Below are 25,126 nucleotides of genomic sequence, written 5' to 3'. Positions count from 1 at the left end.
ATGATCCGGTTGTTAATTTTTGTAATCCTGGTTCTGGTTTTGGGCTTCGGGTTTGCGTGGCTCGCCGATCGCCCCGGCGATCTCTCCATTGTCTGGCAGAATCGGCAGATCGAGATGTCGCTGATGACGGCAGTCACGGTCATCGTGTCGCTGATCGCGGCCATCATGATCAGCTGGTGGCTGGTGCGCACCATCATGCTGTCGCCGCGCACGGTGAGCCGCTATTTCCGCGCCAACAAGCGCGATCGCGGCTATCAGGCGCTGTCCACCGGACTTCTGGCCGCCGGCTCGGGCGACGCGGCGATGGCGCGAAAGATGAACAAGCGGACCAAGGGGCTGCTGAAGGCGGACCAGGAACCGCTGATCCATCTTCTCGATGTTCAGGCAGCCCTGATCGAAGGCCGTCACGAGGAAGCGCGCAAGCTGTTCGAAGCGATGGCAGAGGATCCGGAAACCAAACTGCTGGGGTTGCGCGGTCTCTATCTCGAGGCCCAGCGTCAGGGCGCCGACGAGGCAGCGCAGCATTATGCCGAGAGCGCTGCCGAACAGGCGCCGCATCTTCCCTGGGCCGGCACCGCGGCGCTGTCCTACCGGACGCGCGAAGGCAAGTGGGACGAGGCACTCAAGCTGCTCGATCGCCAGCGTCAGGCGGGCACCATCGAAGCGGCATCGGCAAACCGGGCCAAGGCCGTGCTCTTGACGGCCCGTGCGCGGGAAACCGTCGACAGTGATCCGGCTCATGCCCGCGATGACGCGCTGACGGCGCTGAAACTGGCGCCAGCTTTCCCACCGGCCGTGCTTGTCGCCGCCAAAGCGCTGCTTCGACAGGACAATCTGCGCAAGGCTGCCAGAATCCTCGAATCCGCGTGGAAGGCCGATCCGCATCCCGACATTGCCGAAGCCTATGTGCATGCCCGGATCGGCGACACCGCCGGGGACCGCCTCAAGCGGGCCGAGCGGCTTGAAAAGCTCCGGCCGATCCACGCCCAATCCTATGATGCGGTCGCCCGGGCGGCGCTGGACGCCCGGCGATTCGACCTTGCCCGGGAAAAGGCGGAAGCGTCAGCGAGATTGCAGCCGTGTGAAGGGATCTTTCTGCTGCTTGCCGACATCGAGGAAGCCGAGACCGGTGATCAGGGCCGTGTGCGGCACTGGTTGAGCCAGGCGGTGCGGGCGCCGCGCGATCCGGCCTGGACAGCGGACGGCTACGTGTCCGAAACCTGGGAGCCGGTCTCGCCGGTGTCTGGCAAGCTTGACGCCTTTGAATGGAAGGTTCCGGTCGAGCAGCTTGCCGGTCCGAGCCTCGACAACCAGCCACCGGCCGAAGCTTTCGACCGGGCGATGGCCAGTCTGCCGCCGGTGCGGAAAGCAGAGGCGGCGGCTCCTCCTGCGCCCGCCGAAATCGCCGATCCTCTGGCTGATGCGATGGAACCGGACGCGGACGCGGCCGGAGAGCCTGATTCGGAGGTCAAGGCCACGCCGGTCATCGACGGCAATCTGACGGCCGACACCGGTCCGCAGCCGAAGGCGGCTCGGGTCGAGAGTCGCGACCCCGAACCGGTGGAGGTTGCGAAAGACTCCGTCAAATCTGCTGCCGGCAAACCTGCTGCCGGCAAGCCGAAGACGGATCAGAGCCAGGCGGCCGCGGCTCCGCCTGCCAAGCCTGCCAGGCCGGCAGCTAAGACCCATACACCGCCCAAAGCCCGCGGTGACGCCGTGGCTGATCCGGAAGCGGAAGCGCGGGCCAGGGAAACAGCCTTTCTGGCCCATCGCCCCGATGACCCAGGCATAGAGATCGATTCCGAGCCGGACAAGCCCGGCCGTTTCCGGCTGTTCTGAGTGTTGGAGAGGAGAATGAATGCTTGATCAACTGCGCACATTCCTGCGTGATCTGCGTGGCGATGCGGAAGCTGCGCCTGACGCCGGCAATGCCGATGTTGCTGCCGTCGCGCTGTTTTTCCACGTCATTGGCGCCGACGGAGTGATCGACCGGGAAGAGACTGAAATGCTCAGATCGGTCATCGCCGAGGAATACGGGGTCAATGGCGCGGAGATGCAACGGCTCGTGGAAGCCGGAGAGAAGGCGGACCGTGAAGCCGTCGATCTTTATGCCTTTACCAGCGTTCTCAACCGTTCGCTGGAGCCTGAGGCCAAGACCCATTTCATCGAGTTGCTGTGGAATTTGGCCTATGCCGATGGCCACCGGCACGAACTCGAGGATCATGTGGTCTGGCGCATCGCCGATTTGATGGGGGTCTCGGGCCGCGAGCGGGTGCTGGCGCGCCAGCGCGCGCTGGCGTCGGCGGGTCTCGACGACGGTGAGGCTGGTGACGCGGACTGATTTCCCGCCGGCGTCGCGGACGCAGCCGGCCTGCCGGTTTGTGCAGCCCGATGCCCGGCACCGGGCCCGCCGGAACCGGCCCGGCTGAGGTCAGAAGACAGGTTTCTGCCTTTGCAACTTGGCATATCGCCGTGGCGGCAGGCGCCGTCAGTCGGGTTTGACCGCCTTCGGACGCAGCGCTGTCCGGGTGTCCTCGGCGGCCTTGTCCAGCGTCTGGATCTGGCGCAATTGCGGGAATCCCAGGCTCCAGCCTACGGCAACCGCAAGTGTTCCGGCGCCGCCGATCACGACCGCTGCGACCGGGCCTAGCAGCGACGCCATGACGCCGGCGCGGAATTCGCCAAGCTCGTTGGAGGCGCCGATAAAGACCATGTTGACGGCGCTGACCCGGCCGCGCAACTCGTCGGGTGTCCACAATTGCACAAGGCTCTGGCGGACATAGACCGAGATCATGTCGGCCGCGCCCATGATGATCAGTGCCCCCATGGTCAGCGGCAGCGATGTCGACAGGCCGAAGATCACCGTCGCTGCACCGAAAGCGCCGACAGCGATGAACATCTTCCGGCCCGCGTCACGGCGAAGCGGCCTGGAGGCCAGATACATCGCCATGCCAATGGCGCCGATGCCCGGGCTTGCGCGCAAGAACCCAAGGCCCCAGGGACCGAGCTCGAGCACGTCGCGGGCAAACACCGGCATCAAGGCCACAGCACCGCCGAGCAGCACGGCAAACATGTCCAGCGATATGGCACCGAGAACCACCTTCTGGTGGCGGACATAACTGAAGCCGGCAACCAGTGTCTTCCAGCTCTGGGCCTGTTCCCGCGACCGCGTCAGTGGCGGGGGCACCAGCGAGAGGGCGATGATCGCGGCGACAAAGAAACCCACCGCGGTGACATAGGGCACCGTTGCGCCCAGACCGTAAAGCAGACCCCCGGCAACCGGACCGACGATCGTGGCGGTTTGCCAGGACGTCGAATTCCAGGCGATGGCATTGGGCAGGTCGCGCGCAGGCACGAGATTGGGTGCCAGCGATTGCGAGGCCGGCGAAAAGAACGCCCGCGCGATGCCGATCACCAGCAACACAGAGAATATCGGCAGGACAGAAGTCAGGCCGTGCCAGGCGAAATAGACCAGCGCCAGGGCGGAGACGCCGATGATGATCTCGCAGACCAGCATGATGTTGCGACGGCCAAAGCGGTCGGCAGCGGCACCGGTGAACAGGATCAGCACCAGCGCCGGAAGGAACTGGATCAGGCCGACAAGGCCGAGATCAAACGGATCGCGGGTCAGATCGTAGATCTGCCAGCCGACAGATACGCTGATGATCTGCATGCCGAAGGTGGAAAGAAAACGCGCAACGAAATAGAAGCTGAAGGCGCTGTGGCGAAAAGCGGCATAGCGGTCATCCGCCGGCGCAGAAGCGTGCATGATGTTGATCCGGTTGGTCCGCCATGAGCTATTGCATGAGTGTCCGGATCGCGCCAGCCCGTGTGGGCGTCAAGCCTGTCCGCCTATACCCTGACATTGGGAAGATCGGCGCCTACTCTTGCCGCCCGCGCCCGGAGTGTCTACATGTCCTTTCACGCTAGGAACACCCGGAGTATTTCATGATCGCAGTCTTTCAAACCATCGACCTGGTGCTGGGTCTTTACACCTGGATCATCATCGGCAGTGCCATATTCTCCTGGCTGTATGCTTTCAATGTGGTCAATTCGAACAATCAGTTCGTCGGCATGATCGGTGAGTTTCTGCACAAGGCGACCGAACCGGCGCTGCGGCCAATCCGGCAGATCATGCCCAATCTGGGCGGGCTCGATATCTCGCCGATCGTGCTGTTGATCGCGATCTTTTTCGTCCGCACATTCCTCGCGACCTCGGTCGCGCCGATGTTCTACTGAGCAACTGGTACACACTCCGCACCAAGGCCGTGGACCTGGCAGTCAGGTTGACGCCTGCCGCGTCCATGGACGGATTTGACGGGCCGGTCACGGATGCGGCGGGGGTAACCCGCCTCAAGGCCCGGGTTCGGGCGGTGGCCGAGAACAACAAGGCCAATCGCGCGATCGAAAATCTGATCGCCAAACGGCTGAAAATCGGCAAATCCGCCGTGTCGGTAATTTCCGGGGAGAAAAGCCGCTCCAAGATCATCAGGATCGCAGGCGATCCGGATGATCTTGTCACCGGCCTCAAGGGGCTGTCTGACTAATCCGGCGATGCCACATCGGTGCGGTGGCTCAGCCCTTGGCCTTGGCGCGCTCGATGGCTTCGAGGATCAATCCTCGTGCGGTATCGGCATCGCGCCAGCCGCCGATCTTGACCCACTTGCCCGGTTCGAGATCCTTGTAGTGTTCGAAAAAATGCTCGATCTGCTGAAGTGTGATGTCCGGCATGTCGGTGTAATCGGTAACCCCGGCATAGCGCTGGGTCAGATGAGGTGACGGCACGGCGATGATTTTTTCATCCTGTCCGGCATTGTCTTCCATGATCAGCACGCCAATCGGGCGGACATTGATGACACAGCCCGGAATCAGCGGCCTTGTGTTGCAAACCAGAACGTCGATCGGGTCGCCATCGTCTGACAGCGTATGCGGCACGAAGCCGTAATTTCCCGGATAGGTCATCGCGGTGTAGAGGAAACGGTCCACGATCAGAGTTCCCGCGTCCTTGTCCATCTCGTACTTGATCGGGTGACCGCCGACCGGCACTTCGATGAGCACGTTGACGTCGTGGGGCGGGTTCTCGCCGATGGCGATGGCGTCGATGCGCATGATTGCTCCAATGCGGATAGGTTTTGCATGCGGCGCCCGAGTGGGAGGCTCGGGCGGAACGGCGATGCGTCAATTCAGGGTGCGATGCAGTCTTGCGCCATCCGCTGACGGCGCTCTGCATCATGCGGCTCCGGAATTAAAGCCAAAGCCGGCAATCTGCAACCAGACTTTCGGCCTGACAGGTCGAAATTATTCGTCAGGCCCAGATAAAAGCAAGTTTCTTGAGTGTCTTGCCGTCAAAGGTTTCATGCCCCTCGGCCACATCGTTGCCGCCTTGAAAGCGGTAGAAATCGATGGCGGGATGATTGTCCTCGAGACACCAGACCACGACGCCCTGGCAGCCGAGCGATTCCAGCAATTGCCGCGCCGCGGTGAACAGACGTTTGCCCAGCCCGACGCCCTGGAATTCCGGTTTGAGATAGAGTTCGTAGATCTCGCCCTCTTGCGGCAGCGACCGGGCCCGGTTCAGGCCAAGCGTGGCGTAGCCGGCGACCGTGCCGCCGACATCAAGCACAAGAATGGAGGTGGAGCCGCGAATGGCACGGCGCCACCAGTCGATGTTGCGGCGTTCCAGCATATGCCGCAGCGACTTGTAGGGCAGAATACCGGCATAGGTATGGCTCCAGGCCGCACGATGCGTTGCCGCAATGGCTTTCGCATCCTCGGGTTCGGCATGCCGTATGTCGATTGTTAACGTGCTCATGCGCTCATTCTACCGCTTGGGAATCACCCGAAGAAGGCTCGGATTGCCATCCTCCGGCGTCTGCCCACAGCATTGTTCTGTGGACGGCATTTGATGAGTTAACCTTTTGTTAAGGAAATATGCAAGAGCAACCGCGTTTCCTGGCGCCGGTCAGGCGGAAACAGGAAACCGGTTGAGGCTGGACTGGGCGGCGTCAAAAAACTGGCCGACCTGCAGCCCGTCAACAAGGGCATGGTGCACCTGGACGGCGACGGCGCAGCTCCAGCGGCCATCAGCACCCTGCACGAATTTGCCCCAGGAAAAGCGCGGAATGCAATCATCCGGCCCCGGCAGCGCATTGTCTAGGGCGGTGAAATCCAGCCAGGGCAGGCAGGAAAGATAGGCCAGGTCGAAGCGCTCGCCGGTGTTGGCGCCCAGATCAGCGCCCTTGGCGGTCTCTTCAATGATCGCCTTGCAGCTTTCATCGAACCGGGCCCAGTCCTCGATATAGGGGATATAGGCATAGCCAAAGGTATCGCCGGGGCGTGGCACCGTGGCTGACAGCGAAATCGTGCGGTATTCCAGCACCCGGTCACCGGCAAATCGCATCTTCAGCGCCGGAACGGCATGAACGCCGGCGCCGATGGCGTGGATGAAAGCCCGGTAGGGAGACACGCCGGCAGGCTTGCCTTGGGTCATCAGGGCAGTGACGTCGACGCGCGCTGTGGTCGCGAAATGCGGCCGCTGATAGGTCCTAAACAGCTTGAACTGCCCGGACCGCGACCAGGTTTCGAGATCGATTTCGCGCGCGTCTGTCATATCAGGCCGCGCTGGCGCCGGCTTTTCCAAGCCGCTTGCGATCGGTTGCGTCGAGATAACGCTTGCGCAGACGGATCGATTTCGGCGTCACTTCCATCAGCTCATCATCCTGAATCCAGGACAGCGACCGGTCGAGCGTCATCCGGATCGGCGTGGTCAGCTTGATCGCTTCATCCTTGCCGGCGGCACGGATGTTGCTGAGCTGCTTGGCCTTGAGCACATTGACTTCAAGATCGTTGTCACGGGTGTGGATGCCGATGATCATGCCCATGTAGACCTTGTCGCCGGGCTCGATGATCATCGGTCCGCGGCTTTCCAGGTTGAACATGGCATAGGCAACGGCTTCACCCGCCATGTTGGACAGCAGCACGCCATTGGTCCGGCCCGCGATGTCACCCTTGTAGGGCTGATACTCATGGAACAACCGGTTCATGACGGCAGTACCACGGGAATCGGTCAACAGCTCCGACTGGTAGCCGATCAGGCCACGTGTCGGCGCGTGAAACACCAGCCGCTGACGGTTGCCGCCCGAGGGGCGCAGCTCAGTCATCTCGGCCTTGCGTTCCGCCATCTTCTGCACAACGATGCCGGAATGCTCTTCGTCGACGTCGATGACGACTTCCTCGACCGGCTCCAGCAACTGGTCGTTTTCGTCCTTGTGCATGACCACGCGCGGACGCGACACGGCCAGTTCAAACCCCTCGCGGCGCATGGTCTCGATCAGCACGGCCAATTGCAATTCGCCCCGGCCCGAGACGTAGAACGAATCCTTGGTGCTCGATTCCTCGATCTTCAATGCGACGTTGCCTTCGGCCTCGCGCAGCAGCCGGTCGCGGATGACGCGGCTGGTCACCTTGGTGCCTTCGGTGCCGGCCAGCGGCGAATCATTGACCATGAAACTCATGGTCACGGTCGGCGGATCAATCGGCTGGGCGTGAAGCGGCTCGGACACCGACGGGTCGCAGAATGTGTCGGCGACAGTGCCCTTGGAAAGGCCGGCGATGGCAATGATATCGCCGGCATGAGCCTCTTCAACCGGCTGGCGCTCGAGGCCGCGGAAGGCCAGAATCTTGGAAACGCGTCCGGTCTCGACCAGAGAGCCGTCGCCATGCAGAACCTTGACCTGCTGGTTGGCCTTGACCGTACCGGAATGGACGCGGCCGGTGATGATGCGACCGAGAAACGGATTGGCTTCGAGAATGGTGCCGATCATCCGGAACGGGCCATCGGCAACCGTGGGCGCGGGAACGTGATCGAGAACCAGGTCGAACAGCGGTCCAAGCGTTCCCCCATCTTCGGGGCGGTCGGGAGTGGCGGCCATCCAGCCATTGCGGCCCGAGCCGTAAAGGATCGGAAAATCAAGCTGTTCATCGGTGGCGTCGAGGGCTGCAAACAGGTCGAAAACCTCGTTGATGACTTCATCGACGCGGGCGTCGGGGCGGTCGATCTTGTTGATCGCCACAATCGGCCGGAGTCCGACCTTCAGCGCCTTGCCAACCACGAATTTGGTCTGCGGCATGGGGCCTTCGGCAGCATCGACAAGAACGATGGCGCCATCGACCATCGACAGAATACGCTCGACCTCGCCGCCGAAATCGGCGTGGCCAGGGGTATCGACGATGTTGATGCGCGATCCCTTCCAATCGACCGATGTCGCCTTGGCGAGAATGGTGATGCCACGTTCTTTTTCGATGTCACCCGAATCCATCGCGCGTTCCTGAACGCGTTCATTCTCGCGGTAAATACCGGATTGTTTCAGCAGTTCGTCAACGAGCGTGGTTTTACCATGGTCAACGTGGGCGATAATCGCAATATTGCGCAGGGACATAGATCAGGTCTCATTTTGGAGAATACAAAACGCCGGACCAGAATCCGGCGCCAGCCGGCTGATGCCGGGATTTGAGCGGCTTATACAGGGTTTTTTGCGGTTGCGAAAGAGGCTGCTTCTTCGAAGACGCCGGGTTGGTGATGAGGGCCGCAGAGTGGCCGTCTTGATTGCTTCGTTCCGGGTACGGAATACATAACTTTAGGGCTCAGACCGACTCCAGCGCGACGGGCCGGAGTGGTTGTCCGTCTTGGAGCGCCAGACGGATTGTCAGGCGTTCGGATGCTGCCTCGCCGTCTTCGATGGGAAACCCAAACCCACACTAGGCGGCAAGGTGGCTCCGGCGCGGCCACGTAAGGCACGTCTGGCTGTGCCATACCCTTGTGCCCTGATATAGTGCGGAAGGTCGGCGATTTCCAGGATCCTGTCCTGGCAAGTCCTGCCGTATCCTGGCGCACGGCCGGAGCGCCCTTGCGGCGCGCAACGGATTTGGGCATGCCGGCAAGACCTGCCGTCGATTTTGCCGCTCTGGCGGATGCGGTATTGAAAGAGCAGATGAAAAACCGCGGGAGATCAACATGCGAAAATTGCAGGCACAGGGGATCCATCACATTACCCTGGTCGGGGCGGACCGGCAGACCTCCATAGATTTCTGGGAAGGCGTGCTCGGCATGCCGTTCATTTTCGAACAGCCCAATCTCGACAATGCCTCGGAAAGCCATCTCTACTTCGATCCCGGCGATGGACGGCTGATTACGATTTTCACCGATGAAAGCCGCACGCCTGACCGCAAGCGCACGTCAACCGCGCCAGGCGCGGTGCACCACCTTGCCATCAATGTGTCGAAAGCCACCTTCTCCCAGGCCGTCGAGCGGCTCGACGAACGCGGCATCAAACACAGTGGCGTCAAGGACCGCGGATTCATGGATTCGATCTATTTCACCGATCCGCTGGGCTTTCTGGTCGAGCTTGCTGCCTATCGCTTCGAGCCGCCGGCCGGCGCGTCACATGCCGACGTGCTGCTGGAGGCCCACAGGCTCAGAGTGGCAAGGGACGATCACAACATCACCGAGCTTCATCTGGCCGACGCGATTGAAACGATTGTCAGAAGATCGCAACAATCGCTGTCGGAGGACCGGTCGCCGAAGGCGGCCTATTAGGCGCTGTGGACTGACGTCAAGCTGCCGTCTGACTTGCGATCAGGCCAGGCCGCGCTTTTCCAGCATGGCCGTGGCGTCGGGCATGCGGCCACGAAAAGCCTGGTAGAGATCAGCCGGATCGCGTGAACCGCCGGCCGAGTAGACGTGGGTCAGCAGCTTGTTGGCCATTTCGGGGTCAAACGGATTGCCGGTTTCCTCAAACGCCGCGAAGGCGTCGGCATCGAGCACTTCGGACCACATGTAGGAGTAATACCCGGCCGAATAGCCTTCGCCGGAGAAGATGTGCAGGAAATGCGGGCTGGCGTGGCGCATGACGATGGCTTCCGGCATGCCGAGCTTTTTCAATGTTTCGGCTTCAAATGTCGCCGGATCAGGCTTGTCGCCAGCCGTGTGCCAGGCCATGTCGACCAGCGCGGACGCGGTGAACTCGACGGCGGCAAAGCCGGCATCGAAAGTCCGCGCTGCGAGCACCTTGTCCAGCAGCGCGCGCGGAATCGGTTCCTTGGTCTTGTAATGGCGGGCGTGCTTTTCGAGGATCTCGGGCACGGTGAGCCAATGCTCGTAGAGCTGTGATGGCAGTTCGACGAAATCGCGGCTGACCGACGTGCCTGATAGCGACGGGTATGTGACATCGGACAGCATGCCATGCAGCGCATGGCCGAACTCGTGAAACAGCGTCCGCGCATCGTTGAGCGACAGCAGTGCCTGCTGTCCTGCCGCGGGCTTGGCGAAATTCATGACATTGGTGATGATGGGAATTTCACCTTTGGTGCCGTCAGGCATGTCGAGCTTGTGCTGGCTGCGCAGGCCGCTCATCCAGGCGCCGGAGCGCTTTGAAGGCCGGGCGAAATAATCGGCAATGAAAGTGGCAATCATCTTGCCGTCACGATCGGTCACCTCAAACACCCGGGCGTCCTTGTGCGGACCGCGAATGTCGCTGCGCTCTTTCATGGTGATGCCGAAAAGACGGTTCGCGACGTCGAAACAGGCCTCGATCATGCCGTTCAGCGGGAAATAGGGCTTGAGCTCGGCTTCGGAAAAATCAAACCGGCGGGCCTTGAGCTTTTCCGCGTAATAGCGCCAGTCCCAGGCCGCCACGTCGTGATTGCCGCCCTCTTCCGCAATCAGTTTGGCCAGCTCGGTGCGATCGGCGTCGGCGTGCTCGACCGCGCGGGTCCAGACATTGCCAAGCAGTTCTTCCACCGCTTCAGGGGTCTTGGCCATGGTGTCATCGAGCTTGTAGGCAGCATAGCTGTCATAGCCCAGCAATTCAGCCTTCTCGGTGCGCAAGGCGATGATCTGCGAGATCAGCGGGGTGTTGTCGGTGACGCCGCTGGTGCCCCGCGCGGTCCAGGCCTTGAAGGCGGTTTCGCGCAGATCCCGGCGTTCGCTGCTGCTCAGGAAGGGTTCGATGATCGAGCGCGACAGGGTGACGGCATATTTGCCCCTGTGGCCGAGATCCTCGGCAACCGCTGCCATGGCAGCGCGCAGATCATCGGACAATCCGTCCAGATCGGGGCCTTCGTCGAGCAGCAGCAGCCAATTCTTCTCGTCCGCCAGTACATTCTGACCAAACTGGGCGCCGAGGCCGGCCAGCGTTTCGCCAACTTCGGCAAGCCGCTTCTGTCCGGCGTCGTCAAGGCCCGCGCCCGATTTGACGAAGGATTTCCAGATCCGTTCAAGCAGACGGTCCTGCTCCGGTGTCAGGCCGAGGTCGGTCCGCTTCCGGTACAATTCGTCAACGCGGTCAAACAGGGCGCGGTTCATGGCGATTTTCGAATAGTGCCGCGACATGCGCGGCGCGATATCGCGCTCAAGCGCCTGAATGGTGTCGTTGGTGTCGGTGCCGGCCCGGTTCCAGAACAGGCTGGAGACCCTCGACAGCTTGTCGCCGGCAAGCTCCAGCGCCACGAGCGTGTTGGCGAAGTCGGGTGCCTCGGGGTTTGCGGCGATGGCCTGAATTTCGGCATCATGCTCTGCAAGCGCGGTTTCGAAAGCCGGCGCAAAATCCGCGTCGCCGATCTTGTCAAATTCGGGAAGATCGAGCGGTCCGGTCCAGTCGAACAGGGGGGAAGCTGATGAGGTCATGAAAGGCTCCTTGTTACGCCTGCATGTAAGCCTGCCGGCGGCAGCGGACAAGACGCATGCGGTCCGGCGCGGCGACGGGCGGCAACAAAACGGGCGAGACCCTCTCAAGCCCCGCCCGTCGATATCGCGCCGTCTTCCGGTGTCAGTTCTTGCGGTCTCGTGCTGCCAGAGTCCGCAGGCGCAGGGCGTTCAATCGGATGAACCCTTCGGCGTCCTTCTGGTCGTAGGCGCCACGGTCGTCCTCGAACGTGACCAGCGCATCGGAATAGAGCGACTTGTCGCTTTCGCGGCCGGTGACCATGACATTGCCCTTGTAGAGCTTGAGCGTAACTTCGCCTTCGACATGTTTCTGGCTCAGATCGATCGCCGCCTGCAGCATTTCGCGCTCCGGCGAGAACCAGAAGCCGAAATAGATCAGTTCGGCATATCGCGGCATCAGCTCATCTTTGAGGTGGGCTGCACCGCGGTCGAGGGTGATCGATTCCATCGCCCGGTGGGCGGTCAGCAGGATGGTGCCGCCCGGGGTCTCGTAGACGCCGCGGGATTTCATGCCGACAAAGCGGTTTTCAACCAGATCAAGACGGCCGATCCCATTGTCGCGGCCATAGTCGTTGAGTGCGGCCAAAATTGTCGCCGGGCTCATGCGGACGCCGTTGATCGAGACCGCGTCGCCCTGTTCAAAGCCGATCTTGATGATCGTCGCCTTGTCGGGCGCGGATTCCGGCGAAATCGTGCGCATATGCACGTATTCAGGTGCTTCCACCGCCGGATCTTCCAGCACCTTGCCCTCGGACGAGGAGTGCAGCAGGTTGGCGTCGACGGAAAACGGGGCTTCGCCCATCTTGTCCTTGGCGACCTGAATCTGATGCTCTTCGGCGAACTTGATCAGATCGGTGCGGCTCTTGAACGACCAGTCGCGCCACGGCGCGATGATCTTGATGTCGGGGTTGAGCGCATAGGCTGAAAGTTCGAAGCGGATCTGGTCATTGCCCTTGCCGGTGGCGCCATGGGCGATGGCGTCGGCGCCGGTCTCATGGGCGATTTCCACCAGCCGCTTGGAGATCAGCGGCCGGGCAATCGAGGTGCCGAGCAGATAGACGCCTTCATAGACCGCATTGGCGCGGAACATCGGAAAGACGAAATCGCGGACGAATTCTTCGCGCACATCCTCGATAAAGATATTCTCGTCAGGGATACCGAGCATTTCGGCCTTCTTGCGCGCCGGCGCCAGCTCTTCGCCCTGGCCGAGATCGGCAGTGAAGGTCACGACTTCGGCGCCGAACTCGGTCTGCAGCCATTTGAGAATGATCGAAGTGTCGAGGCCGCCCGAATAGGCGAGAACGACCTTCTTGACGTCCTTGTGCGATGCCATGAATTGCTCTTCCTGTCTTGTGGCTTTGCCCCTGAGGGTCCTGACGATCGGGGGCCTTTAATTTTGCCGCACTTTTAGCCGGTTTGCAGCGCCATGCAAGGGTTAAGCCCGCGCCGGCAGACCGATGGCGGCGCATAGTGTTTGACGAAGGGCTGCCCAACGCCTTATCCCTTCAACCGGATTTCGACGCGAAAGGGAGATGGAAATGGCTGAACTTCAATCCGTGATGGGCAAGGACAAGGTGGCGGTGGTGACGGGTGCCGCGTCAGGCATCGGCCTGGCCGCCGCCCGGATTTTTGCTGACCATGGAATGTGCGTCGTGCTCGTTGACAATGACAGGGACAAGCTGGCGGAAGCCGAAAAACAGGTGGCGGCGCACTCGGCAGATCCTGCCAGTGATATCGTGTCGATTGAAACCGATGTCAGCGATCTGGTTGCCGTCGAGGCGCTGGAGCGGACGGTGATGGAGCGGTTCGGCCGTGTCCACCTGTTGATGAACAATGCCGGCATCCAGCCCGGCAGCAGCCTGTTCGGCCCTCGGGCCAATTGGGACAGGGTTCTCGGCGTCAATCTCATCGGCGTCATCAATGGCACCCGCGTGTTCGGGCCGGGCATGATCGCCCATGGCGAGCCCGCCATGATCATCAACACCGGCTCCAAGCAGGGCCTGACCACGCCGCCGGGCGATCCGGCCTACAATGTGGCCAAGACCGGGGTGAAGGCGTTCACCGAAGCGCTTGAGCACGAGCTGCGCACCACCGCCGGTTGCCAGGTCCGCGCGCATCTGCTGATTCCGGGGTTTGTCTTCACACCGCTGGCCGCCCGAGGCCGGACCGAAAAGCCGGACGCCGCCTGGACACCGGAGCAGACGGCGGATTTCATGATGAAGAGCCTGGCCAAGGGCGATTTCTACATTCTGTGTCCGGACAATGACGTTGATCGCGCCACCGACGAGAAACGCGTCGCCTGGGCCGCCGGCGACATTATCGAGAACCGGCCGCCGCTGTCGCGCTGGCATCCGGATTATGCGGAAAAGTTCAAGCAGCATCTGGAGAGTTGAGGCGGTTGGAAAAGAGTCGATTGGCGGTGCGCTGAAACTGGACTAAGACAGTCTCTTCTCTGATCTGGATCCTGCAAATGCTGATGGACTACATTCCCGGACTGCCCGTCCTCGCCGCGTTCGCTCTGGCGACGCTGTTGCTGGCGATCACACCCGGTCCGGACATGACCTTGTGGATGAGCCGGACCATTCGCGATGGGCGGACCATCGGCCTGATGACCCTGCTTGGCACCAATCTTGGAATTGGCATTCACACCTTGCTGGTGGCCTTCGGTGTGTCGGCGCTGATCGTTGCCTCGCCGGTGGCCTTTCTGGTTCTCAAGACCGGGGGCGCCGGCTATCTCTTGTGGCTCGCCATTCAGGCCGTGCGCAACCGCTCGGTTCTGGCTGTCAAAACCAGCGGCAAAACCAATGTGTCGATGGGCAAGGCGTTTCTCAACGGTCTGTGGGTCAATCTGCTCAATCCGAAGGTCATCATTTTTTTCATGACCTTCTTGCCGCAATTCGTCAGCGTCAACGATCCGCAGGTGACCGGCAAGCTGATCTTTCTGGGCGTGCTGTCGATCCTGATTGCGCTGCCGATTGCCATTGTCGTCGTGCTCGGCGCAAACGGGCTGGCGGATTGGCTCAAGCGCAAGCCACAGGTGATGCGGATCGTGGATTATGTCTTTGCGGCGGTGTTTTCTGTGTTTGCGGTCAAGATCCTGCTGACCCAGAACCGCTGATCCATGTCAGGGAGGGTTTACTCTTGCGGCTTGGCCAAAAAGCCAAACCGTGCTCTCAGTCAGCATCAATCGATGTCGCTGCTCGTTCGCTTGGCAGCCAGCGGCCGGCCTTGCGTCCCGCAATCAGCCAATAGATGCTGGCGCCGATGATGCCGCAGGCGGTGTGGATGGCGATCATCCGCGCAGGTTCGATCATGTCGCCGTCGCCTGCAGAGATACCGGTGGTCAACGGCAACCCGGCCAGCAGAGCGATCCCGCCGCCGGCCAGCGCGTGGCTGAGCCAGTCGCGCCGCCGCCAGAATTCGAAGACGGCAATGATGATGAACGCCGGCAGCAGCACCGCCCGGGCAAACAGGCTGGCCACGCCTAAAACGCCGACCAGCAAAGTCACGGTGAGTTCAAACTCGCTGAAACGGCCGAAATCTTCCGGCACGACCAGCCGGGCAAGAAAGGCATAGGCCAGACCCGCCGCCAGACAGCCGGCGAAAAAGCCGAAGGCAATGGCAAACATTCTGAGCAGAAGACGGAGAATGTCGCTCATCTCGCGGGATCAGTCCGCGCCATGGCCTGAGATCATCATCGCCTCAAGCGCCAGACGATCGGTCTTGCGCATGCGTTCGGACTCGCTCTTGAGCTGGCCACAGGCAGCCAGAATGTCGCGCCCGCGCGGCGTGCGGATCGGCGAGGCATAGCCATTGGCATTGACGAAATCGGCAAATGTCTCGATCGTTTCCCAGTCCGAGCACTCATAGTCCGAGCCGGGCCAGGGATTGAACGGAATCAGATTGATCTTGGCCGGAATGCCCTTGAGCAGCCGCACCAGTTCCTTGGCGTCGGCGAGGCTGTCATTGACGCCCTTGAGCATCACATATTCAAAGGTGATGCGCCGCGCATTGGAGACACCGGGATAGGTGCGGCAGGCATCAAGCAGTTGCTGCAGCGGATATTTCTTGTTGATCGGCACCAGCACATCGCGCAATTCGTCGCGCACGGCATGCAGGGAAATCGCCAGCATGACGCCGATTTCCTCGCCGGTGCGGGCTATTTCGGGCACCACGCCGGAGGTCGACAGGGTGATGCGGCGGCGTGACAGGGCCAGACCGTCGCCATCGGAAGCAATCAGCAGCGCCTTCTTGACGTTGTCGAAATTATAGAGCGGTTCGCCCATGCCCATCATCACGATGTTGGTGACCTTGCGGCCTTCCGCCGGCACGATCGCGCCCTGCGGTGTGTCCCTGTGCGGAAAATCGCCAAGCCGGTCCCGGGCCACCAGCAATTGCGACAGAATTTCCTCGGCGGTGAGGTTGCGCACCAGCTTCTGCGTGCCGGTGTGGCAGAAGGTGCAGGTCAGCGTGCAGCCGACCTGGCTCGAGATGCACAGCGTGCCGCGGCCTTCCTCGGGAATGTAGACGGTTTCGACCTCGACCGGACGGCCGGCGCCGCGCGGCGGGAAGCGCAGCAGCCATTTGCGGGTGCCGTCATCGGAAATCTGCTCCTCGACAATTTCCGGCCGACCGACGGTGTAGCGGGCGTCAAGCGTTTCGCGCAAGTCCCGCGAGATCGTGTGCATGTCGGCAAAATCCGACGAGCCGCGCACATACAACCAGTGCCAGATCTGGTTGACCCGCATCTTGCGTTGCTTTTCAGGCACGCCGGCCTCGGCCATGGCTGCAACCATCTCGTCGCGGCTCATGCCGATCAGCGTCGGCTTGCCATCAAGCGTCTGGACGGCGGACGGCCGGACGGGGCGTGCGGAAGGGTCTTTGAGATCAAGTGTGACTGTCATCGGTATGGGCGCTCTTGTTGGCTGAAGCGAAGCGCGTCGGACGGGACGTGCACAGGCCGCTCTGCATCTTTGCAAACCGCCTGTCGGGCAAACGGGATGATCCGAGCCGGTGCGGTAAACCAGGGCCTTTACCAGCTTTTGTGCGGCGCGTCACCATCCCTGCCGAGGAGGGGCTTAAACCGGCAGCCGCAATCAGGGGCCTGTATCCGGGGTTGCGGGCCTGAGCATGGCGTCGACAAAGCCGGCCACATCGATGCGGGGCAGCGCCGGTTCGCCGGCCAGTTGTTTGAGACCGACCAGCGTGGCGTAAATCAGCGATGCGCGCGACCGGGCTTCGGGTCCGCTCAACCCGGCACCGCGCATCTGCAGTGTCAGGAAGGCCAGCCGTTCGGTGTCGGCGTTGCGGACAACCGTTTGCACGGCTTCTTCGCCCGCCGCCCAATGGCGAATCGCCGCCTCGGTCATCGGGCCGCCATATTCCTGCGCCGGGCCGTTCAGTATCTTCTCGATGAAGCGGATGAACAATTCGCGCGGCGAGAGCTCCGAAGAGGTCATCGAGGCGATGACGTCCTGGGTGGCGATGCGGCGCCAATGGTCGACCATCGCTGCCCTGAGCGCAGCCAGATCGCGAAAATGCCAGTAGAAGGACCCCTTGGTGACGCCGAGTTCGCGGCAGAGGTAATCGACCCGGATGGCTGTCGGGCCGGTGCTGGTCAGCAGCCTGAATGCCGTCTTGATCCAGTCGTCGGGTGTCAGTGTCTGTTTGCTGTCCATGCGGCACCATACCTGACGTATTGAGGGGTGCAATCCATGCAGGTTGGCAGAGAGACAGATCTTGCCGTCACGCTTGGGCAGAGGCGGAGCGGACGCGTTCGCCAAAGCATCCGGCGTTCAAATGGATCCATTTGAACGCCGGATGGCACATGCAGTGATTGAATAAGATACGGCGTCCTTTGCGGATCCTGGTGGATCCGCGGCGTTGCAGGAGCGCGCTGCGGCCGCTGCGCCCGGAAAAGGCCGGATTTTCAGCCTTTTCCGGAGGATGCTGCACGACACGCGTTATTTGCAGCTTGTGATCTTGTTGAGCGCTGCGGTTACGCCCTTGAGCGAGTAGCTGTAGGATGTTGCCGTGCCACGGCGCGACGTGGCCTTGATCGACATCGATGAGCCCGCCTTCATGGCGGCAACAAGCTGCGGTTCCTGGGCGGCATTTTCGACCCATGCCGAGTTGCCCCGGGTAAACAGGCTGAAATCGCGGCCATCGACATTGACGGTGACCTTGGAGGATTCCTGCAGTGGATACCCCATCATTGCCTGCGGCTCATAACTGACATTCTGGCCGGGCCGCTGCGAGATGAGAAAGAAGATGTCCCCATGATCGACATTGGTTGGTGCAGAACTGGTCGGCACCGAGAGCACATAGCAGACTTTGCCGCCTGCCGAATTGTATGAATATGCGCCCCAGGCATCAAACTGCTGGATCCTGGTGGGCGATTGCGCCGCCGCGGCGGCGGTCAATGCAAAAAGCGCCGTCACTGCGGTTGCGATTGTCTTCCCAAACATGGCTTTCCTACCGGTTCGTGGTCCTGTGTCACACTCCCTGGAGCGTGACAATTCCCGCGTGTTGCGAGCTGATTGATTCATTTTGACTTAATCCTGGTTACCAAACCGTCAATGAAACCTGCGCAATTGTAGCGGCATGTCCCAGACCCGGCTTGAAGCGTCCCTCATCACGCCTTTGTAACAATTGGAATCCGGCAACAGTTTGACCTTTGAAAAATCCGGTGTACGTGTTGATGTAAAATCGACGAGGCGGCGGCTGATCGCAGCGAACAGACGGGGTTCCGCAAAATACATGTCGAATGACTTGAAAGAGCGGCTTGCGGGTCTCGCAGAGGCAGTCGCGGTCAGGCGGGACCAGAAGGCCTTCGCTGAATTGTTCGATTACTTTGCACCGCGGCTGAAATCCTATCTGCAGCGGCTGCGGATGGAGCCCTCGCAGGCCGAGGAACTGACCCAGGAAATCATGATCGTGCTCTGGCACAAGGCAGGCATGTTCGATCCGGCCAAATCCTCGCTGGCGACCTGGCTGTTCCGGGTGGCGCGCAACCGGCGGATCGATGCGCTCAGGCGCGACCGGTCGGGCCGGCTTGATCCCGACGATCCGGCGCTGCAGCCATCACAGCCCGAGGCCGCCGACGATAGGATTGAGGCCGAGCAACGCGATGAACGGGTGCGCAAGGCAATGCTGGATCTGCCTGAAGAGCAGGCCGTGCTGGTGCGGCAGGCGTTCTTTCTGGGGCTGTCGCACAGCCAGATAGCCGCGGACACCGGATTGCCGCTCGGGACGGTCAAGTCCCGCATCCGCCTGGCCTTTGCACGGCTGCGGCGCAGCCTGGAAATCGATGACGGCGACATGACGCTGCATTAAACCGACCCTCGTTGAGGAGACGTGAAATGATGGAGCGGATATCTGCCTCAGGCCGGTTTGGCGTCTTCGCCAAGCCTGGCAAGCGATGTGCGCGCGGCGAGCCGGTGGGCCTCGGTCATGTGGGCGCGCACCGTGGCAATGGCCAGCGACAAGACCGCGATGTCGTCGGAAAATCCGACCACCGCCAGAATGTCGGGAATGGCGTCGACCGGCATGACAAAATAGGCCAGTGCGCCAAGCAGCACCGCCCTGGCCTTGCCGGGTGTTTCCGGATCAAGCGCGCAGTAATAGGCGGCGACCAGATCTTCGGCGAACGGGATCTGCTTGGCTGCCTTGGCAAATGTCCGCCAGAAACCGGCGCGCACGGAGGATTCCTTCGCCTCTTGCGACCGGCTGTCGGTGGTCTGACCCGGTTCGATAATTTCGCCATCAAGGCTGATCATGCCCGTTTCTCCTGTGCTTTTTCAAAGCAGTGCTGGCAAGGATATGGTCATTTGAGACCTCGGCTTCAATGTTTTGTGCCGGTTCCGCTGGCAATACGGTCCATGGCAACCGCCAGATCAAAATCGAGTCCGGTCAGGCCTCCGGCGTCATGAGTGGTCAGGCGCACCTCCACGGTGCGGTAGACATTCTTCCATTCCGGGTGATGGTCGAGCTTTTCGGCAACCAGCGCTGCGCGGCTCATGAATCCGAAGGCTTCGGAGAAATTGGCGAACCTGAAGGTCCGGCTCAGCGCGGTTTCACCGGCATCAATCTCCCAGTCGGCGACGCTGGCAAGCTTTTCGGAAACAGCTGTGCTATCGAGTTTCTGGCGCGGCATGGCGTCCTCCGGGTCTTATTCGTGGCACTATGGGCAAGCTTATGATGAAATCTAGCGTATTGGATGGCAAAGAGAAGGCGCAATTGCAGGTTCTGTTCGTGTGCCTGGGCAACATTTGCCGTTCGCCGCTGGCCGAGGGCATCTTCCGGCAGGGGCTCGCCGAGGCGCAGCTGGCCGATCTGGTTGCCGTTGATTCAGCCGGGACCGGTGACTGGCATCAAGGCGGTGCACCTGATCCGCGGTCGGTGGAGACCGCCGCTCGGCACGGCGTCGACATCTCCGGACAACGGGCGCGGCAGGTCAGGATCGATGATTATGACCGCTACGACATGATTTTTGCGATGGACCGTTCGAATGAGGCGACCATGCGGGCCCGCGCGCCCTCATCCCGGCATGACAGGATTTTTCTGTTTCTCGAGCACACACTCGGCAGCCGCGCCGACGTGCCTGATCCCTATCATGGCGGGGCCGAAGGCTTCGAAGATGTTTATCAGCTGCTGCGCCAGGGCTGCACCGAACTGGTCTCGAGGCTCGGCGGTGAATTGCGCCAGCCCAGGGGATAGGCTTCCTCGACGAGATAGGGCCCGCCGCCGACCGACTCGCGCGACGACATCACGACGAAACGGCCGACATCGAACGGCAAGGTGCGGAAATCGCCCCGTTCGCCGAGATATTTGACCACGTCGGCCACCCGCGCATTGCGCAGCCGCGCCAGCGTGACATGCGGCGAGAAGCGGCGCGGATCGGGCGGCAGGCCATGCCGCTGGCAGATCCGCTCGATCTCGGCCTGCAAAGCCTTGAGTTCGGCGCAGGGGGCGACCCCGGCCCAGATCGAATGCGGCTTTTTTGAACCGAATGCGCCCACGCCCGAAAGCGTCAGCGGAAACACCGGCCGGTCAATCCGGTCGAATGCGCCGATCAGTTCATCCGCCGTATGGCACTCGACATCGCCGATGAAGCGCAAGGTGATGTGGTAATTCTCGACATCGAGCCAACGCGCGCCGGGCAATCCGCCGCGCAGAAGGGAGAGCGACAGGACCGCCTCCCGTGGAATTTCGAGTGCGGTAAAAAGTCTGGGCATTGCTGGTCCCCCGAATCACCGTAGGCCCCAAACGAATCACGCTACAGGCTGTGGGGCAAGCACCCGGAGCGCGGGGTCTGACATCCGGAAACGTCATTCCACCTTGATGCTGGCTAGAAACTGTTCGGCGACGGGCAGGATGCGTTCAACCATCTCGTTGATTCCGTTGGCATTGGGATGCATTCCGTCGCCGAGAAGCAGATCCGCATTGCCGGTGACGCCGTCGAGGAAAAAAGGATACAGCGCCAGGTCGTATTTGGCGGCGAGGTCGGGATAGATGGCGTTGAAGGCGGTTTCGTACTCCGCGCCCATATTGGGCGGGGCCAGCATGCCGGCAAGCAGGATTGCAATGCCGCGCTGCTGCAGCCTTGCGATCATGGCTTCAAGATTTTCGCGGGTTTTTGCCGGTGGCAGGCCGCGCAGGGCGTCGTTGGCGCCAAGCTCGAGTATGACGCCATCCACGCCGTCGGGAATCGACCAGTCGAGCCGCGCCAATCCGCCCGATGTGGTGTCGCCTGACACACCGGCATCGATGATCTCCACAGCGTGGCCGCGGGCGTTGAGTTCAGCCTGAAGCCGGGCCGGAACCCCCTCGTCAGCCTGCAGATTGTAGGCTGCCATCAGGCTGTCGCCGAAGCCGACAAGGGTGATTTGAGCCTCGGCGAAGGCGGTCGCGGATGAAGCGAGAATACCGAAGTTGACTGCCAGGCCGACGATCAAAGACCTAAAACGCATGAGACAAACCTTTAAAGTGCATGGTATGGCCCCTAAGTGCCTGACGTCAGCCGGTTCACGCCCGGCGGCTTCTTTCCATATAGGATGTTCAGCCCGTGTCTCAATCCATTGCCAAATCCATTGTCACTTTGAGGCAGGCCAATCTGACACTCGGCAACGGAGCTTCGTCGGTTCATGTGCTCAAAGGCATCGACATTGATATCACCAGCGGCGAGTCGGTCGGCATCGTCGGGCCGTCGGGATCGGGCAAATCCACGCTCCTGATGGTGGTTGCCGGGCTCGAGCGGCTTGATTCTGGCGAGGTTCACGTGGCGGACCACGCTCTGCATGATCTCGGCGAAGATGCCGTGGCTGCCGTGCGCGGCCGCTCGATCGGCATCGTGTTCCAGTCATTTCATCTCATTCCCAACATGACCGCGCTTGAAAATGTCGCCGTGCCGCTGGAACTCGCCGGCAAGGCCAACGCCTTCGAGCGGGCGCGCGAGGAACTGATCGCCGTCGGCCTCGAAGACCGTTTGAGCCATTATCCGGGTCAACTTTCGGGCGGCGAGCAGCAGCGGGTGGCGATTGCCCGGGCGCTGGCGCCGGATCCGGTGCTGATCGTGGCGGATGAACCGACGGGAAATCTTGACGGCGAAACCGGACGCCAGATCGCGGACCTGCTGTTTGCCAAACAGGCCGAACGCGGCACCACCTTGATGCTGGTGACGCATGATGTGACGCTGGCCGGGCGGTGCAACCGCCAAATCGCGGTGCGCTCCGGCCGGATTGTCGATCACGGCCATCAATCAGCCAGCGCCAAGGCCATCGCCTGATGGGTCCGGTCTCTGCGGCCCCAGCGGCAAACAGGTTGCGTCTGGGACTGGCGGCGCGGCTGGCGCTGCGCGAGTTGCGTGGCGGCCTGTCCGGATTTTACATCTTTGTCGCCTGCGTGGCGCTCGGCACCGCGGCGATTGCCGGGGTGAACTCGGTGTCGCAGATGATGACCGGGTCGATCGCGGCCGAAGGCCAGACGATTCTGGGCGGCGATATTCGCTTCGAGAGCGATAACCGCGATCTCGGCGAGGCCGAGCGCAGCTATATCGATGAGCTGGGCACCGTTTCGGCGGGCGCCAACATGCGTACCATGGCGCGCAAGCCCGACGGGTCGGACCAATCGCTTGTCGAACTCAGGGCTGTCGACGGCGCCTATCCGCTCTATGGTGACATCGAGTCGGTACCGGCGATGCCGATTGGCGAGCTGTTGGCGCCCCGGGATGGTATCCATGGCGCGGCGGTGGCTGAGATCCTGCTCGACCGGCTCGGACTGGAAGTGGGTGACAGGGTACTCGTCGGTCAGGCAAATCTGGAAATCCGCGGCGTTATTGCCGCCGAACCGGATGCGCTGTCGGAAGGCTTCGGCTTTGCGCCGCGGCTGATGCTGTCGCGTGCCGCGCTGGATGCCGCCGGGCTGATCCGGCCGGGCAGCCTGGTCGAATACAGCTACCGTGTGCGGCTTGACGGTGGCGTCAGCGCCCGGGATCTCGCGGCCCTGCGCGATGAAGCGGTCAGCCGCTTTCCCGACGCCGACTGGCAGATCCGCACCAGTGCAAATGCGGCGCCGTCGCTGACCCGGAACATCGAACGGTTCTCGCAGTTTCTCACTCTTGTCGGGCTGACGGCGCTGATTGTCGGCGGCGTCGGCATTGCCAATTCCGTGCGGGCCTGGCTCGAAAGCAAGCGCGGTGTGATCGCGACGCTCAAATGTGTCGGTGCGCCGGCCAGGCTGGTGGTGGCGATCTATCTGATTCAGGTGATGCTGATTGCTGCCTTCGGTGTTGTGATCGGGCTTGCGCTCGGCGCGGTCACGCCGTTTCTGGCAGCGGGGGCGCTCTCGGGCATCATTCCGATCGCCGTCAGCGCCTCCTTCTATCCCGCGTCGCTGGCCGTGGCGGCGGGGTTCGGGCAGGCGACGGCGTTTGCCTTTGCGATCCTGCCGCTTGGCCGGGCCGGCGCGGTGCCGGCAACGGCACTGTTCCGCCAGCAGGGGTTCGAGACCGGCGGTCTGCCGGGCTGGCCCTATCTGCTGGTCGCCGGGCTGACACTGTCCGGCCTCGGCGTCGCCGCCATCTGGTTTGCCGATGACCGCCGCATTGCCGGCGTCTTCGTTTTGGCGGTGATCGTGGCGTTCGGTGTGCTCAGGCTTGTCGGCCATGCGGTGCAGATGATCGCCAGACGCTGGCCTGCGGTGCGCTCGACGCCGCTCAGACTGGCCATCGGCAACATTCACCGTCCCGGCGCGCTGACCCCGTCGGTGGTGCTGTCGCTGGGTCTGGGCCTTGCGCTTCTGGTGACTCTGGCGCTGATTGATACCAATCTGAGGCGGGAATTGTCGGGCAATCTGCCCGAGCGGGCGCCGAACTTCTTCTTTGTCGACATCCAGTCGAGCGAGATCGACGGGTTCGATCAGGTGGTGTCCGAGCTGGCGCCGGGCGGCAAGATCATCAAGGTGCCGATGCTGCGCGGGCGCATCACCCAGCTCAAGGGCGAAGAGGTCAATGAGCAGAATGTGCCGGCCGAAGCGCGCTGGGTGCTCAGGGGTGACCGCGGCATCACCTATGCGAAAAACCAGCCGGAAAATTCCAGACTGGCCCAAGGCCAATGGTGGGCGCCGGATTATCAGGGTGAACCGCTGGTGTCGTTTTCGGCCGAAGAGGCGGGCGAGATCGGCCTTTCTGTCGGCGACACCATCACCGTCTCGGTGCTTGGCCGTTCGATCACCGCGCGGATCGCCAATCTGCGCGACGTGGAATGGGAATCGCTGTCGATCAATTTCGTCATGGTGTTTTCACCCAACACCTTTGCCGGCGCGCCGCATTCCTGGATGGCGACGCTGTTCGATCCCGGTGCCAATGCGGCTCTGGAAGGCGAAATCCTGCGGGCTGTGACCCAGGCCTATCCGACAATCACCAGTGTCAGGGTCAAGGACGCGCTGGAACTGGCCAATCGTCTGGTCGGCCAGATCGGCATTGCCATCCGTGCCGCGGCGCTGGTGGCGCTGGTGGCTTCGGTGCTGGTGCTGGCCGGTGCTCTGGCTGCGGGCAACCGGTCGCGGATTCATGATGCCGTGGTGCTCAAGACGCTTGGGGCCACGCGGGCAACGCTGATTCGCGCCTATGTCTACGAATATGGACTGCTCGGTCTCGCCACGGCGCTTTTCGCGCTGGCCTTTGGCGGTGTCGCGGCCTGGTTCGTGGTCAGCCGGATCATGACATTGCCGTCGCAATTCATGCCCGATATCGCGCTTGCAACGCTGGCCGGCGCCCTGGTGCTGACCGTCGGCATCGGTTTGATCGGCACCTGGCGGGTGCTTGGACAAAAAGCCGCGCCTGTCTTGCGCGAGCTTTAAGGCCAAACCGGTTTAAACATTAAGCATTTGGGCAGCTTTTCTTCC

General features: G+C 61.9%; 26 protein-coding genes. 11 read left to right on the top strand and 15 right to left on the bottom strand.

Features of this window, described 5'->3' with window-relative positions; all coding sequences use genetic code 11:
- Positions 1-1,839: a heme biosynthesis protein HemY gene (locus PZ897_RS08540; protein WP_275751672.1), complete on the top strand. Its 1,839-nt coding sequence runs from the start codon at positions 1-3 to the stop codon at positions 1,837-1,839.
- 19 nt (positions 1,840-1,858) lie between these two features.
- Positions 1,859-2,341: a TerB family tellurite resistance protein gene (locus PZ897_RS08535; RefSeq protein WP_275751670.1), complete on the top strand. Its 483-nt coding sequence runs from the start codon at positions 1,859-1,861 to the stop codon at positions 2,339-2,341.
- Positions 2,342-2,488: 147 nt separating this feature from the next.
- Here the strand turns inward: PZ897_RS08535 and PZ897_RS08530 are convergent, their stop codons facing one another.
- Positions 2,489-3,778 carry an MFS transporter gene (locus tag PZ897_RS08530; protein ID WP_275751739.1) on the bottom strand — a complete coding sequence of 430 codons (1,290 nt, stop codon included), beginning with the start codon at positions 3,776-3,778 and terminating at the stop codon, positions 2,489-2,491.
- 170 nt (positions 3,779-3,948) lie between these two features.
- On the opposite strand from PZ897_RS08530, the gene PZ897_RS08525 reads away from it, so the two are divergent.
- Together PZ897_RS08525 and PZ897_RS08520 are read left to right on the top strand one after the other, a co-directional pair.
- The gene (locus PZ897_RS08525) at positions 3,949-4,239 is read left to right on the top strand and encodes a YggT family protein (RefSeq protein WP_275751668.1); all 291 of its coding nucleotides are present in this window, start codon (positions 3,949-3,951) and stop codon (positions 4,237-4,239) included.
- A gap of 29 nt (positions 4,240-4,268) precedes the next feature.
- Positions 4,269-4,547 (top strand): DUF167 family protein, encoded by a 279-nt coding sequence (locus PZ897_RS08520; protein ID WP_343217449.1) that lies wholly within the window; start codon positions 4,269-4,271, stop codon positions 4,545-4,547.
- A 28-nt stretch (positions 4,548-4,575) separates the two neighbouring features.
- Here the strand turns inward: PZ897_RS08520 and ppa are convergent, their stop codons facing one another.
- From ppa to typA, 4 genes are all read right to left on the bottom strand, one after another.
- Entirely contained in the window at positions 4,576-5,109 is a 534-nt protein-coding gene (ppa, locus tag PZ897_RS08515; RefSeq protein ID WP_275751666.1) for an inorganic diphosphatase, read from the bottom strand.
- A gap of 196 nt (positions 5,110-5,305) precedes the next feature.
- Positions 5,306-5,812: a GNAT family N-acetyltransferase gene (locus PZ897_RS08510; RefSeq protein WP_275751665.1), complete on the bottom strand. Its 507-nt coding sequence runs from the start codon at positions 5,810-5,812 to the stop codon at positions 5,306-5,308.
- Between the two features lie 150 nt (positions 5,813-5,962).
- On the bottom strand, positions 5,963-6,610 hold the full coding sequence (locus tag PZ897_RS08505; RefSeq protein WP_275751664.1) for a chloramphenicol acetyltransferase: 648 nt from the start codon (positions 6,608-6,610) through the stop codon (positions 5,963-5,965).
- Between the two features lies 1 nt (position 6,611).
- The gene (gene typA, locus PZ897_RS08500) at positions 6,612-8,438 is read right to left on the bottom strand and encodes a translational GTPase TypA (protein ID WP_275751663.1); all 1,827 of its coding nucleotides are present in this window, start codon (positions 8,436-8,438) and stop codon (positions 6,612-6,614) included.
- Between the two features lie 575 nt (positions 8,439-9,013).
- On the opposite strand from typA, the gene PZ897_RS08495 reads away from it, so the two are divergent.
- Positions 9,014-9,595 carry a VOC family protein gene (locus tag PZ897_RS08495; protein ID WP_275751661.1) on the top strand — a complete coding sequence of 194 codons (582 nt, stop codon included), beginning with the start codon at positions 9,014-9,016 and terminating at the stop codon, positions 9,593-9,595.
- Between the two features lie 39 nt (positions 9,596-9,634).
- Here PZ897_RS08495 and PZ897_RS08490 read toward each other — a convergent pair whose 3' ends face one another.
- Both PZ897_RS08490 and PZ897_RS08485 read right to left on the bottom strand, forming a co-directional pair.
- Positions 9,635-11,683: a M3 family metallopeptidase gene (locus PZ897_RS08490; RefSeq protein ID WP_275751659.1), complete on the bottom strand. Its 2,049-nt coding sequence runs from the start codon at positions 11,681-11,683 to the stop codon at positions 9,635-9,637.
- Between the two features lie 142 nt (positions 11,684-11,825).
- On the bottom strand, positions 11,826-13,055 hold the full coding sequence (locus PZ897_RS08485; RefSeq protein ID WP_275751657.1) for an argininosuccinate synthase: 1,230 nt from the start codon (positions 13,053-13,055) through the stop codon (positions 11,826-11,828).
- A gap of 205 nt (positions 13,056-13,260) precedes the next feature.
- On the opposite strand from PZ897_RS08485, the gene PZ897_RS08480 reads away from it, so the two are divergent.
- Together PZ897_RS08480 and PZ897_RS08475 are read left to right on the top strand one after the other, a co-directional pair.
- Positions 13,261-14,115, top strand: coding sequence for an SDR family NAD(P)-dependent oxidoreductase (locus PZ897_RS08480; RefSeq protein WP_275751655.1), 855 nt, complete (start codon positions 13,261-13,263; stop codon positions 14,113-14,115).
- Between the two features lie 83 nt (positions 14,116-14,198).
- Positions 14,199-14,840 (top strand): LysE family translocator, encoded by a 642-nt coding sequence (locus PZ897_RS08475; RefSeq protein WP_275751735.1) that lies wholly within the window; start codon positions 14,199-14,201, stop codon positions 14,838-14,840.
- 55 nt (positions 14,841-14,895) lie between these two features.
- Here the strand turns inward: PZ897_RS08475 and PZ897_RS08470 are convergent, their stop codons facing one another.
- From PZ897_RS08470 to PZ897_RS08455, 4 genes are all read right to left on the bottom strand, one after another.
- Positions 14,896-15,381, bottom strand: coding sequence for a hypothetical protein (locus tag PZ897_RS08470; protein ID WP_275751653.1), 486 nt, complete (start codon positions 15,379-15,381; stop codon positions 14,896-14,898).
- 9 nt (positions 15,382-15,390) lie between these two features.
- The gene (gene rlmN / locus PZ897_RS08465; protein ID WP_275751652.1) at positions 15,391-16,626 is read right to left on the bottom strand and encodes a 23S rRNA (adenine(2503)-C(2))-methyltransferase RlmN; all 1,236 of its coding nucleotides are present in this window, start codon (positions 16,624-16,626) and stop codon (positions 15,391-15,393) included.
- Between the two features lie 192 nt (positions 16,627-16,818).
- Positions 16,819-17,400 (bottom strand): TetR/AcrR family transcriptional regulator, encoded by a 582-nt coding sequence (locus PZ897_RS08460; RefSeq protein WP_275751650.1) that lies wholly within the window; start codon positions 17,398-17,400, stop codon positions 16,819-16,821.
- Positions 17,401-17,685: 285 nt separating this feature from the next.
- Entirely contained in the window at positions 17,686-18,189 is a 504-nt protein-coding gene (locus PZ897_RS08455; protein WP_275751649.1) for an invasion associated locus B family protein, read from the bottom strand.
- 292 nt (positions 18,190-18,481) lie between these two features.
- On the opposite strand from PZ897_RS08455, the gene PZ897_RS08450 reads away from it, so the two are divergent.
- Positions 18,482-19,057 carry a sigma-70 family RNA polymerase sigma factor gene (locus PZ897_RS08450; protein ID WP_275751647.1) on the top strand — a complete coding sequence of 192 codons (576 nt, stop codon included), beginning with the start codon at positions 18,482-18,484 and terminating at the stop codon, positions 19,055-19,057.
- A 47-nt stretch (positions 19,058-19,104) separates the two neighbouring features.
- Here the strand turns inward: PZ897_RS08450 and PZ897_RS08445 are convergent, their stop codons facing one another.
- Together PZ897_RS08445 and PZ897_RS08440 are read right to left on the bottom strand one after the other, a co-directional pair.
- Positions 19,105-19,500, bottom strand: coding sequence for a YkvA family protein (locus tag PZ897_RS08445; protein WP_275751646.1), 396 nt, complete (start codon positions 19,498-19,500; stop codon positions 19,105-19,107).
- Positions 19,501-19,565: 65 nt separating this feature from the next.
- Complete coding sequence (locus PZ897_RS08440) at positions 19,566-19,877, bottom strand: 4a-hydroxytetrahydrobiopterin dehydratase (RefSeq protein WP_275751644.1); 312 nt, start codon at positions 19,875-19,877, stop codon at positions 19,566-19,568.
- A gap of 44 nt (positions 19,878-19,921) precedes the next feature.
- Here PZ897_RS08440 and PZ897_RS08435 point away from each other — a divergent pair, with 44 nt between their 5' ends.
- Positions 19,922-20,440, top strand: coding sequence for a low molecular weight protein-tyrosine-phosphatase (locus PZ897_RS08435; protein WP_275751642.1), 519 nt, complete (start codon positions 19,922-19,924; stop codon positions 20,438-20,440).
- On the opposite strand, the gene thpR is transcribed toward PZ897_RS08435, so the two are convergent.
- Positions 20,368-20,958: an RNA 2',3'-cyclic phosphodiesterase gene (gene thpR, locus PZ897_RS08430; RefSeq protein ID WP_275751640.1), complete on the bottom strand. Its 591-nt coding sequence runs from the start codon at positions 20,956-20,958 to the stop codon at positions 20,368-20,370. The genes PZ897_RS08435 and thpR overlap by 73 nt on opposite strands.
- A gap of 93 nt (positions 20,959-21,051) precedes the next feature.
- A complete protein-coding gene (locus PZ897_RS08425; protein ID WP_275751638.1) occupies positions 21,052-21,693 on the bottom strand; it encodes an arylesterase in 642 nt (213 codons plus the stop codon).
- A gap of 107 nt (positions 21,694-21,800) precedes the next feature.
- On the opposite strand from PZ897_RS08425, the gene PZ897_RS08420 reads away from it, so the two are divergent.
- Together PZ897_RS08420 and PZ897_RS08415 are read left to right on the top strand one after the other, a co-directional pair.
- Positions 21,801-22,508: an ABC transporter ATP-binding protein gene (locus PZ897_RS08420; protein WP_275751733.1), complete on the top strand. Its 708-nt coding sequence runs from the start codon at positions 21,801-21,803 to the stop codon at positions 22,506-22,508.
- Entirely contained in the window at positions 22,508-25,081 is a 2,574-nt protein-coding gene (locus PZ897_RS08415; RefSeq protein WP_275751636.1) for an ABC transporter permease, read from the top strand. The genes PZ897_RS08420 and PZ897_RS08415 overlap by 1 nt, the downstream gene beginning before the upstream one ends.
- The last annotated feature ends 45 nt before the right edge of the window (positions 25,082-25,126 follow it).

This window comes from Hoeflea sp. YIM 152468, from assembly GCF_029210485.1.
Lineage (GTDB): Bacteria > Pseudomonadota > Alphaproteobacteria > Rhizobiales > Rhizobiaceae > Hoeflea.
The sequence above is the reverse complement of the archived record's forward strand: the minus strand, read 5'-3'. Positions and strand labels throughout refer to the sequence as shown.